The organism is Methylobacterium radiodurans, assembly GCF_003173735.1.
GTDB classification, from domain to species: Bacteria; Pseudomonadota; Alphaproteobacteria; order Rhizobiales; family Beijerinckiaceae; genus Methylobacterium; species Methylobacterium radiodurans.
On sequence record NZ_CP029551.1, the window covers coordinates 1,399,713 to 1,410,000 of the forward strand.

Genomic DNA, 10,288 nt, shown 5'->3' on the forward strand with positions numbered 1-10,288 from the left:
GCCTCAGGCGGCCTCGGGTGCCGGGGCCGGCTGCGGCGCGGCCGCCGCCGGGCGCACGTCCATCAGCAGGCCGCAGATCCGGGCGATCGTCTCCTTGAGCTGGTGGCGGTGCACCACCTGATCGACCATGCCGTGGTCGCGCAGGTACTCGGCCCGCTGGAAGCCGTCGGGGAGCTTCTCGCGGATGGTCTGCTCGATGACGCGGGGGCCCGCGAAGCAGATCAGCGCCCCGGGCTCGGCGAGGTGCACGTCGCCCAGCATCGCGTAGGAGGCCGTGACGCCGCCCGTGGTCGGGTTCGTCAGCACCACGATGTAGGGGAGCCGGGCCGCGTTGAGGCGGCGCACCGCCACCGTCGTGCGGGGCATCTGCATGAGCGAGAGGATGCCCTCCTGCATCCGCGCGCCGCCCGAGGCCGCGAACAGCACGTAGGGGGTACGCTTCTCCAGTGCCGTCTCGGCGCCGCGCACGAAGGCCTCGCCGGCCGCCATGCCGAGCGAGCCCGCCATGAAGCCGAATTCCTGGGCGGCGAGCGTCATCGGCAGGCCGCCGACCCGGCCGAAGCCGATTTTGAAGGCGTCCTGCAGGCCGGTCTTGGCGCGGGCGTCCTTCAGGCGATCGACGTAGCGCTTCTCGTCGCGGAACTTCAGCGGGTCGGTGGCGACCTCAGGGAGTGCCACGTCGATCCAGGTGCCCTCGTCGAACATCATCTTGAGGCGGGCGGCCGCGCTCATCTTCAGATGGTGCTCGGAGCCTGGAATCACCCAGTGGTTGGCCTCCACCTCCTTGTGGAAGACCATCTGGCCGGTATCCGGGCACTTCACCCAGAGGTTCTCCGGGGTCTCGCGCTTGAACAGGGTCTTGATCTTGGGGCGCACGACCTCCGAGATCCAGTTCATCGGCTCTACCATCATGCCGGCCCGTGCTGTGTTTGTCCGGAGGGCGATATCGTGGTGCTGCGCCGTGGGCGCCAGGGTTAGCGGCGCTCGGCGGACCGCACGCCCGCGGCGAGTTCGCGCACGAGCCCGGCGACCGCCTCGACGGTGCCGCCCTGCGCGCGGCCCTCCCCGTCGAGGGAGCGGTGCAGCGCGTCGACCAGCGCCGAGCCCACCACCACACCGTCGGCGCCCCGCGCGATGGCCGCGGCGTGCGCGCCCGTCTTCACGCCGAAGCCCACCACCACCGGCAGGTCGGTGTGGCGGCCGATGCGCGCGACCGCCTCCGCGACCTTGCCGAAATCGGGCGTCGCCGTGCCGGTGATGCCGGTGATCGAGACGTAGTAGACGAAGCCCGCCGTGTTCGCGAGGACGGCCGGCAGGCGCGCATCGTCGGTGGTCGGGGTCGCGAGCCGGATGAAGGCCAGCCCCTTGGCGAGCGCCGGCAGGCAGAGCTCCTCGTCCTCCTCGGGCGGCAGGTCGACCACGATCAGGCCGTCGATGCCCGCCGCCACCGCGTCGTCGAGGAAGCGGGCGACGCCGTAGGTGTGGATCGGGTTGAAGTAGCCCATCAGTATCACGGGCGTGTCGGCGTTCCCCGTCCGGAAGCGGGTGACGAGTTCCAGGGTCCGGGCCACGCCCTGGCCGCCCTTCAGGGCGCGCAGGCCCGCCGCCTGGATCGCCGGGCCGTCCGCCATCGGGTCGGTGAAGGGCAGGCCGAACTCGACGATGTCGGCCCCGGCCTCCGGCAGCGCCTCCAGCACCTTCAGGGAGGTCTCGGGGTCGGGGTCGCCCGCCATCACGTAGGTGACGAGGGCGGCACGCCCCTCCGCGCGGCAGCGGGCGAAAACGGCGTCGATGCGGCTCGGCATGGTCGGTGGCTGTCGGTTCGTGCCCTTGGGACCCTGGGACGCGGGGGCCGCGGACGGGGTCGAGCCGCCGCGCCTACACCATCGGGGCCGGCCCGTGAAGCGCGGGCGGGTTTCGCGGATCACCGCAAGCTCCGGTTAAGCGCCTTCGCTGACGGAGCCTTCAGGGATCCTGCGGGAGGGTTGGGACGGCGCGGGCCTCCCGCGCGGGAAGCCCGGGCCGCCCGCATGCACGACCTGATCCTCGCCGCCCTGCTGGTCCTGGCCGGCCTGTCGGCCGGTCTCCTCGTCGGACGCACGCGGAGCCGGCCCCGGGCCGAAGTGCCCTCCGCGGAGGAGCTGCACGCGCGGATCCGGCGCATCGCCGAGAGCGAGGAGCGCTACCGGGCGCTTGTCGCCGCGACCACGGACGTCATCGTCCAGCGCGACGCGCGCGGCCGCATCACCTTCGCGAGCGACGGCTACGCCCGGCTCCTCGGCCGCGACCCGCTCGACCTCGTCGGCTCGACCGCGGAGCCCGAGGTGATCGAGCGGGGGCCGTCCGGCACCGACGCGGACGGCGTGCGCCGCTCGGAGCGGCGGATCCGGGACGCGCAGGGCCGGATGCGCTGGTTCTCCTTCGTGGAGATGCCGGTCGGCGGCGCCTCGGGGGAGGGGAAGGGAGCGCCCCAGCTGCTCTGCGCCGGCACCGACATCACCGGCCGGGTCGAGGCGGTGCGCTCGCTCGACGGGGCGCTCGCCCGCGCGGAGGCCGCCAACGTCGCCAAGTCCCGCTTCCTCGCCACCGTCAGCCACGAGTTCCGCACGCCGCTCAACGGCATCCTGGGCATGACCGAACTCGTGCTCGGCACCGGGCTCGATGCCGAGCAGCGCACCTATGTCGAGGCGGTGCGCACCAGCGGCAAGGCGCTGCTCGGGCTGATCGATGGCATCCTCGACTTCTCCCGCATCGAGGCCGGTCGGCTCGACCTCGCCGACGAGCCATTCGACCTCGCCGGGCTGGCCGAGGGCGTGGTGGAGCTCCTGGCGCCGCGCGCCCAGGACAAGGACATCGAGATCGCCCTCGACGTCGCCGGGGACGTGCCCGCCCTGGTCCGGGGCGACGCGGACCGGGTTCGTCAGATCCTCATCAACCTCGCGGGCAACGCCGTGAAGTTCACCGCCGCGGGCGGCGTCGGCCTGTCCGTGAGCCGGGTCTCGGAGGGGATCTGCCTCTCGGTCTCCGATACCGGCCCGGGCATCCCGGCCGACAGGCTGCCGCTGCTCTTCGAGGAGTTCGCGCAGGGCGACGACAGCGCGAGCCGCCGCCACGAGGGCACGGGTCTCGGCCTCGCCATCACCCGCCGGCTCGCGATCCGGATGGGCGGACGGATCGAGGCGGAGTCCGAGCCGGGACGCGGCTCGACCTTTCGGGCGATCCTGCCGCTTGCCGCCGTGCCGGAGGATTTGGCTCCGTCCGAGACGGCACCCGGGCCGGCGCTTGCCGGGCGGCGGGTGTTGATCGTGGCCGATTCGCCCTTCCAGGCGCCCTATCTGGCGCGCATGCTCGGCCGGACCGGGGCGTCGGCCGTGCTCGCCGGGAGCCTCGAGGCCGGCCTCGACGCCCTGGCCGGTGCCGCCTTCGACGCGCTCATCGCCGACCGGGCGCTCGGCGACGCGTGCGTGCGCCGCCTCGCCGACGCGGCGCGGCTCCGCGGCGTGCGCTGCGGCCTGATCTTGCTCTCGCCCTTCGACCGGCGCGCCTTCGGGGCGCCCGCGGCCGCGGGCTTCGACAGCTACCTGATCAAACCCGTGCGCGCCCGCTCCCTGCTCGACCGCCTGCTCGCCCCGAGCCCTGCCGACGCGGCGCCCGCGCCGGCCGGTCCCGCCGCTGCCCGGGCGGCCGCCGGGCGCCGGGTGCTGCTCGCCGAGGACAATCCGATCAACGCCCTGCTCGCCACGCGCGCGCTCGAACGGCTCGGCGCCGAGGTGGTGCACGCCGCCGACGGGCTGGAGGCGCTCGCCCGCCTCGACGATGCCGGCCCCTTCGACCTCGCGCTCATCGACGTCCGCATGCCGAACCTCGACGGGCACGAGACCGCCCGGCGCATCCGGGCCGTGGAGGAGCCCGGCGCGTCGCGGCTGCACCTCGTGGCGCTCACCGCCAATGCGGGCCGCGAGGACGAGCAGGCCGCGCTCGCCGCCGGCTTCGACGGCTTCCTGGCCAAGCCCCTGAACCTGAAGGCGCTGCCGGCCCTCCTAGAGCGGGCGGCGTGAGTTCTGAGGCGCCCGCTCAGCGCCGGATCAGGATCACCCCGCCGATCAGCAGGAGGGCGCCGAGGAGCCGTGTCGGATCGATCGGCTGGCGAGCGAGGCCCATCCACCCGAAATGGTCGAAGGCGAGGGAGGCGAACATCTGCCCGGCCACGAGGAGTGCGATGAAGGTCGCGGCCCCGAGTTGCGGCACGAGGAAGATCGCCAGCGCGACAAAGAGCGCGCCGAACAATCCGCCGCTCCAGGCCCACCAGGGAAGGCGCAGCGCGAGGCTCGCGGCGGGGGGCGGATCCTTGAGCGCGAGGGTGAGCAGCCCCATGCAGGCCAGCCCGACGGCGTAGCTGACGACGCCCGACCAGGCAGCCGAGTTCAGGGCGAGACGCAGGTTCGCGTTCAGCGCCTGCTGGACGACGATGCTGATGCCGGCGGCGACGGCGAGGGCAGATGGGAGCAGGAGAGCGAGCATCGAGACCTGATCGTCCGGGCGGCGGGCCGCCCCGCGGGCCGCTCTGGCGTTCCTTGACAATCATCGACGGGACATGCCGTCAAATGCCCGGATCCTCCGCGTCCATGCAGGACAGGCATGATGAATCCGGCTCATCTCGACCTGTTCCGCGCCGTGCTCCGCCATGGCGGGATGACGCGCGCTGCCGCGGCGCTCGGGATCGGCCAGCCCCACGTGAGCCGCGCCATCGCGCAGCTCGAGACGGATCTCGGATTTCCTCTCTTCCTGCGCGGTCATGGCAGCGCGCTGCCCACGCGTGAGGGCGAAGCCTTCGCCCGTGAAGTCGAGCGAACCTGGGCGGGGCTGGACCACCTTCGGACAGCTGCCCGGCAAATCCGGGAGACGGGCACGGGGCCGCTGCGGGTCGCCTGCCAACCCGCCCTTGCAGGCCGCCTGCTGCCGCGCGCCGTCCGGTCCCTGCTGGCGGAGTACCCGGGCGCCCGCGTCGCGGTCCACGTGCCGAGCCCCGATACGATCTGGTCGTGGGTCGCGTCCGGCCGGTGCGACCTCGGCCTGGCCCGGCCCCGAACGGGCTTCGCAGGCGTGGATGCTGAGATCTTCCTCAGGGTCGATGCGGTCTGCGCCCTGCCGCGGGGGCACGCGCTCGCGCGCAAGCGGACGATCACCGTGCAGGATCTCGCGGGCGAAGCGCTGATCGCGGGCGCCTCGGGCACCGTCCAGCAAGCGGTCGAGGAGCGATTCGCGCAGGCCGGCCTCGCTCCGCGCTTCGTCCATATGGCCCAGTACACGGCGGCACGCTGCGGACTGGTGGCCGAACGGCTCGGCCTCGCCGTCGTCGATCCGGTGCCGGCGCGTGCGCTGGGCGGGCTGCCGATCGTGCTGCGCCCCTTCCAGCCGTCTCTCCCCATCGCGACGATGCTGCTGCGGCCCGCGGGGCGGCCGCCCGAGCAGCTCGCCGAACGCCTCATCGACCTGCTGAAGGCCGAGCGCGACGCGCTCCCGGGCCATGCGTTCTAAAAGGCCTGCGCGTTGACAGGCCTGCGCGTTGACAGGAACGCGGCGCCCGGCGAACAGAACCGACATGGCACAGACCACGGCACAGACCACGCAGCCGGATTCGGCACAGGATCGCGGCACGCTCGCGGCCTGGGGGATCGTCACGGTCACCGTCGCGACCGTGCTGCTGGGCGCCCTGCTGCCGGCGGCCCGGCCGGAGCGGCCCGTGTCGCCCGCGGACGACCTCGCCTGCCAGGAATGGAGCGACGGCTGCCAGGTCTGCCAGCGCCGCGCCGAGGGGCCGGCCTGCTCCCTGCCCGGTATCGCCTGCACGCCCGGGGAGCCGCGCTGCCAGCGCCGCGGCGGGTGAGCGCGCCGGCCCATCTCCGCTTCGCGCCGAGCCCGAACGGGCGCCTCCACCGCGGCCACGCCTACTCGGCGCTGCTCAACGCCGAGATCGCCCGGCGCCTCGGCGGCCGCCTCTCGCTCCGCATCGAGGACATCGACCCGGTCCGCTCGCGGCCGGAACTCGTGGCGGCGATCCTGGAGGATCTCGCCTGGCTCGGCCTCACCTGGTCCGGTCCGGTCCGGCGCCAGTCCGAGCACATGGCGGACTACGCGGCTGTGCGCGACGGGCTCGCCGCGGCGGGCCTCGCCTATCCGTGCTTCTGCTCCCGCAGGCAAATCCGCGACAGCTCGGCGGGCAGCGCCGATCCCCCGCGCGACCCGGACGGCGCTCCGCTCTATCCGGGCACCTGCCGCGGTCTCGATCCTATCGCGGTGCGGGCGCGCGTGGAGGCGGGCACGCCGCACACCTGGCGCCTCGACATGGCCCGGGCGCTCGCCGCGGCGCCGGGGCCACACATCTACACGGCCTTCGGGCCGGACGGCGGGGAGTGGCGCGTCGCCGCCGACCCGGCGCGCTGGGGCGACGCGGTGATCGCCCGGCGCGACGTGCCGACGAGCTACCATCTCGCGGTCGTGCACGACGACGCGGCGCAAGGCGTCACCCACGTGGTGCGCGGCCGGGATCTCGAGGCCGCGACCGATCTGCACGTCCTGCTGCAGCGCCTGCTCGGGCTACCGAGTCCGCGCTACCACCACCACGCCCTGATCCGGGATGCGGCGGGCGAAAAGCTCGCCAAGTCCCGCGGCTCGGTCTCGCTCGCCGACCTGCGGGCTCAGGGCGTCGCGGCCGCCGAACTGCGCGCCGCGCTGGGCTTCTCGCCCGCCTGAGGCGAGGCCTCCTCCGGCCCGCGCGCCGGCAGGATCAGGGTCGCACGGGTGCCCTGAGGCTCGGCCGGCCCCCAGTCCAGCCCGGCGCGGAGCTGGCGCGCCAGCATCCGCACGATGGTCGTGCCGAAGGTGGCGGCCCCCGGCGCGCGCTCGGACATGCCGGGCCCGTCATCGGCCACCTCCAGCCGATCCCGGCCGTCGACGCGGGCGACGCGCACCGTGAGCCGGCCCGGCCGGTCCGCGAAGGCGTGCTTCAGCGCGTTGGTGACGAGTTCGTTCGCGATCAGCGCCAGGGGAGCGGCCGTCTCGGCCGGCACGCGCAGCGGCGCGAGATCGAGCGTCACCGCGATATCCGCCCGTCCGGCCGCGGCGAGCAGGTCCGCCACGATGTCGCCCACCACCGCGCCGATCGCGACCTGGGCGACGTCGTCCGACTGGTGCAGCCGCCGGTGCAGGGTCGCCAGGGCCTCGATCCGCCGCAGCGTCGCCGCGAGCGTCTCGCGCGCGCCCGGGTCGGAGACGGCCTTCATCTGGGTCGCCACCAGGGCCGCGATCATCTGCAGCGTGTTCTTCACCCGGTGATCGACCTCGCGCAGCAGCGTGGTCCGGTCCTGGAGGTCCTGCAGGCGCTCCGTGACGTCCGTCTGGGTGGCGACGAAGTACTGCACCTCGCCGGCCCCGCCCAGGACCGGGCTGATCGAGAGGGCGTTCCAGAACGGAGTGCCGTCCTTGCGGTAGTTGAGGATGTCCAAGCCGATCTCGTGGCCGGTGCCGAGGGCGCGCCCGATGCGCGCGGCCGCGCCCGGATCCGTGCCGGGGCCCTGAAGGAAGCGGCAGTTGCGGCCCTCGACCTCGCTCCGCTCGTAGCCGGTGAGGCGCAGGAAGGCGTCGTTGGCGAAGACGATCGGGTTGTCGGCGCGGCGCGGATCGGTGATCGTCATGGCCAGGCGCGTGGCCTGCATGGCGGCCCCGAATGGGGGGAGTGGGAGGCCGAAGTCTTGCTGCCCGGCCTCGGGCGGGGCGTCGGGCCGCGTCATGCGGTCTTCCAGTGCTGCGATGTGCGATGCGCGGGCGCCCCGGAATGCCGTGCGCGGGCACGAATCATTCCCGGACCCTCGGGTCTGTCAATGACCTGTGATGATCCTTCAGGGTGCGAAGTGCTGAGTAACGCAGATCTCAGCGATCATATCGCGATCATTGGTTGTATTGGCTTCTATTGCACAGCCGATGGCTGCTCACCGCGCGGCGGTCTCGCGCTGCGCGAGCGCGGTGGCGGTCTTGCCCTTCAGCATCTCGGTCTCGATCTGGTCGCGCTGGCGCTTGAACTCGGCGAGCAGGCGTCCGTCGAGCTCGCGCCCGCGGGGCACGCGGATCTTCATCGGGTCGACGAAATGGCCGTTGATGATCACCTCGTAGTGGAGGTGCGCGCCGGTCGAGAGTCCGGTGGACCCGACATAGCCGATCACCTGACCCTGCCGCACCCGCGTGCCCGCGCTGATGCCGCGCCCGAACCGGGACATGTGATTGTAGGTGGTGACGTAGCCGTTGAGGTGCTGGATCTCGACGCGCCGGCCGTATCCGGAATCCCACTCGGCCTTGATCACCGTGCCGTTGCCGGCCGCCACGATCGGCGTGCCGATCGGGTTCGACCAGTCGACGCCGGTATGGAGCTTGGCGTAGCCGAGCACCGGGTGGCGCCGGTAGCCGAAGCCGGAGCGCATGATGCCGTCCGCGATCGGCTTGCGGATCAGGAACTTCTTCAGCGAGCGGCCCTGCTCGTCGAGGTAGTCGATCGCACCGTCGTCGGGTGACTGGAAGCGGTAGATCTTGCGCGTCTCGCCGCCGAGGTTGAGCGCGGCGTAGAGGAGATCGGGCCGCTCCGGGCTCTGCCCCGCATCCTCGTCGTAGGTGTAGAACACGTCCAGGCTGTCGCCGCCGCCGATCCGGCGCTGGAAGTCGAGGTCGTAGCTGAAGACCCGCACGATGTCCTCGACGGTGGCGCGCGGCAGCTCGTGGCGGGCGGCCGTCTCGTAGAGGCTCTGGTAGAGCCGCGGGCCGGTGCCGTCGTCCTCCTCGTCCTCGCTCGCCTCTGCCTGGGCTTGCGGCTTGCGCGAGGGCGTGTCCTCCGGCGGCGGCGCGACCGAGACGAAGGCCGCCCGGTCGTTGATCGCCGCGATCCCCTCGATGCCGTTCTCCCCGTAGAGCACGACGCGGGTCACCTGCCGCCGGTCTGCGGGGCGGGCGCCCGGCGCGATCTGGACCCGCAGGCGCTGGCCTTCCGTGAGGGTGCCGGTGCGAGCCCGGCCGCCCAGCGCCGTGACGATGCCGCGGATCTGCTCGTCGCCCGCGAAGCCCGTGGCGCGCAGGGCCGCCTCCAGGGTCTCGCCCCGTGCGAGCGCGAGGTCCCGCTCTTCCACGAGCGGCGCCTCCCCGGTGCGAAGCTCGGTCTTGGCGAGCTTCGTCACGTTCTCGGGCACGACGAGGACCTCGATCGAGCGGAACGGGTTGCCCTCGCGGCCGGGCGCCCCGGTCTCGGCCGCCGGGCCGCTCGGCTGCAGCGTGCGCGAGAGCAGGAGTTGCGGCGCGATCGGGATCGCGGCGCGGCGCCCCGCCTCGGCGGCGACGCGGCGCTCCTCCTCGACCTGGGCGGTCACGGCGTCGTCCCCGAGGGCGGGCGCGTTCGGGTCCACGGACGCGTCCGCGAGGCTGCGCTTGACCACCGTGACCTCGGCGCCCGGCGTGTCGGCCGCGCTCGGCTCGTTCACGCGCTCCGCCGGCTCGTCGGAGACGAACTTCATCGGATCGAAGGGCGGAATGTCGCTGGCGTAGAGCCCGACACTCTGGGACAGCCCTGCGGTGAGGCGAACGAACGGCTTGGCCTTGATGATCTCACGGTCGCCGAGCTTCACCGTCACGGGCGCGCGGTAGCTCTGCTTGGCCGAGGCGATCATCACGCTGCGGACGAGGCGGTCGCCCTTGCGGGCGGTGTTCGTGCCGCCCTCGCTCGCCTGGGGCCGCTGGCTCACCGTCGCGATCTCGGGGATCGCCGCGAAGGAGGCCTCGCCCTGGAGCGAGACGTGGAGCGCGGCGAAGATGAGGCCCGCGCCCGACAGGCCGGTGAGCGCGCTCGCGCAGAGCCAGCGCAGGTTCACGGCACGGCGGTCGATGCGCGATGCCTCGGGGCCGAGGAGGTCGAGCGGCGGATCGAAGCCCTGGCCGGGCGCCGCCGCACCGGTCACACCGATCTTCACGCGGTCACGCGTCACGCGAACGATTCCCTAAAGGGGCCGGGGAAAGCCGAGCCTCCACCGCGGGCGCTTCGCGATGGACGGGTGGGCGTATCATACCCCGACCGTGTCGAGTGTCAGCGTGTCGAGATTGAGGCCCGGAGCCGGACGGTTGCAGGCCCCGCCTGAACGCCGCCAGCTTCTCGCAATCGCGTGCTGCTGCCCGTCACGTGCCCGTCGCGGATTTTTCGCGTGTTTGTCGTGCCGGGTGTTGACGGGGCGGCTGGGCATGCGTAGACACCGCTCAT

Annotated in this window: 9 protein-coding genes; 4 read left to right on the forward strand and 5 right to left on the reverse strand. The window is 73.0% G+C overall.

The genetic code is table 11. The features are described from left to right. Positions 1 to 3: 3 nt before the first annotated feature. Positions 4 to 909 (reverse strand): acetyl-CoA carboxylase, carboxyltransferase subunit beta, encoded by a 906-nt coding sequence (accD, locus tag DK427_RS06260; RefSeq protein ID WP_109954038.1) that lies wholly within the window; start codon positions 907 to 909, stop codon positions 4 to 6. A gap of 65 nt (positions 910 to 974) precedes the next feature. Beyond that, on the reverse strand, positions 975 to 1,805 hold the full coding sequence (gene trpA / locus DK427_RS06265; RefSeq protein WP_109950507.1) for a tryptophan synthase subunit alpha: 831 nt from the start codon (positions 1,803 to 1,805) through the stop codon (positions 975 to 977). Positions 1,806 to 2,030: 225 nt separating this feature from the next. Here trpA and DK427_RS06270 point away from each other — a divergent pair, with 225 nt between their 5' ends. Then, complete coding sequence (locus DK427_RS06270) at positions 2,031 to 4,058, forward strand: ATP-binding protein (RefSeq protein ID WP_109950508.1); 2,028 nt, start codon at positions 2,031 to 2,033, stop codon at positions 4,056 to 4,058. Positions 4,059 to 4,074: 16 nt separating this feature from the next. Here DK427_RS06270 and DK427_RS06275 read toward each other — a convergent pair whose 3' ends face one another. After that, the gene (locus tag DK427_RS06275) at positions 4,075 to 4,521 is read right to left on the reverse strand and encodes a DMT family transporter (RefSeq protein WP_109950509.1); all 447 of its coding nucleotides are present in this window, start codon (positions 4,519 to 4,521) and stop codon (positions 4,075 to 4,077) included. Between the two features lie 117 nt (positions 4,522 to 4,638). On the opposite strand from DK427_RS06275, the gene DK427_RS06280 reads away from it, so the two are divergent. From DK427_RS06280 to gluQRS, 3 genes are all read left to right on the forward strand, one after another. Then, positions 4,639 to 5,538, forward strand: coding sequence for a LysR family transcriptional regulator (locus tag DK427_RS06280; protein WP_109950510.1), 900 nt, complete (start codon positions 4,639 to 4,641; stop codon positions 5,536 to 5,538). 64 nt (positions 5,539 to 5,602) lie between these two features. Continuing rightward, complete coding sequence (locus DK427_RS06285) at positions 5,603 to 5,887, forward strand: hypothetical protein (protein WP_109950511.1); 285 nt, start codon at positions 5,603 to 5,605, stop codon at positions 5,885 to 5,887. Beyond that, complete coding sequence (gene gluQRS, locus DK427_RS06290) at positions 5,884 to 6,753, forward strand: tRNA glutamyl-Q(34) synthetase GluQRS (protein WP_245930821.1); 870 nt, start codon at positions 5,884 to 5,886, stop codon at positions 6,751 to 6,753. Before DK427_RS06285 ends, gluQRS begins: the two co-directional genes overlap by 4 nt. Here the strand turns inward: gluQRS and DK427_RS06295 are convergent. Together DK427_RS06295 and DK427_RS06300 are read right to left on the reverse strand one after the other, a co-directional pair. Then, positions 6,699 to 7,790, reverse strand: a complete 1,092-nt coding sequence (locus DK427_RS06295) for a PAS domain-containing protein (protein ID WP_109950513.1) — start codon at positions 7,788 to 7,790, stop codon at positions 6,699 to 6,701. The genes gluQRS and DK427_RS06295 overlap by 55 nt on opposite strands. Before the next feature lie 198 nt (positions 7,791 to 7,988). Further along, positions 7,989 to 10,019: a M23 family metallopeptidase gene (locus DK427_RS06300; RefSeq protein ID WP_109950514.1), complete on the reverse strand. Its 2,031-nt coding sequence runs from the start codon at positions 10,017 to 10,019 to the stop codon at positions 7,989 to 7,991. Positions 10,020 to 10,288: the final 269 nt, after the last annotated feature.

Coding starts and splice junctions, on each gene's coding strand:
- accD (WP_109954038.1), bottom strand. CDS start 909: ATGGTAGAGCCGATGAACTGGATCTCGGAGGTCGTGCGCCCCAAGATC.
- trpA (WP_109950507.1), bottom strand. CDS start 1,805: ATGCCGAGCCGCATCGACGCCGTTTTCGCCCGCTGCCGCGCGGAGGGG.
- DK427_RS06270 (WP_109950508.1), top strand. CDS start 2,031: ATGCACGACCTGATCCTCGCCGCCCTGCTGGTCCTGGCCGGCCTGTCG.
- DK427_RS06275 (WP_109950509.1), bottom strand. CDS start 4,521: ATGCTCGCTCTCCTGCTCCCATCTGCCCTCGCCGTCGCCGCCGGCATC.
- DK427_RS06280 (WP_109950510.1), top strand. CDS start 4,639: ATGATGAATCCGGCTCATCTCGACCTGTTCCGCGCCGTGCTCCGCCAT.
- DK427_RS06285 (WP_109950511.1), top strand. CDS start 5,603: ATGGCACAGACCACGGCACAGACCACGCAGCCGGATTCGGCACAGGAT.
- DK427_RS06295 (WP_109950513.1), bottom strand. CDS start 7,790: ATGACGCGGCCCGACGCCCCGCCCGAGGCCGGGCAGCAAGACTTCGGC.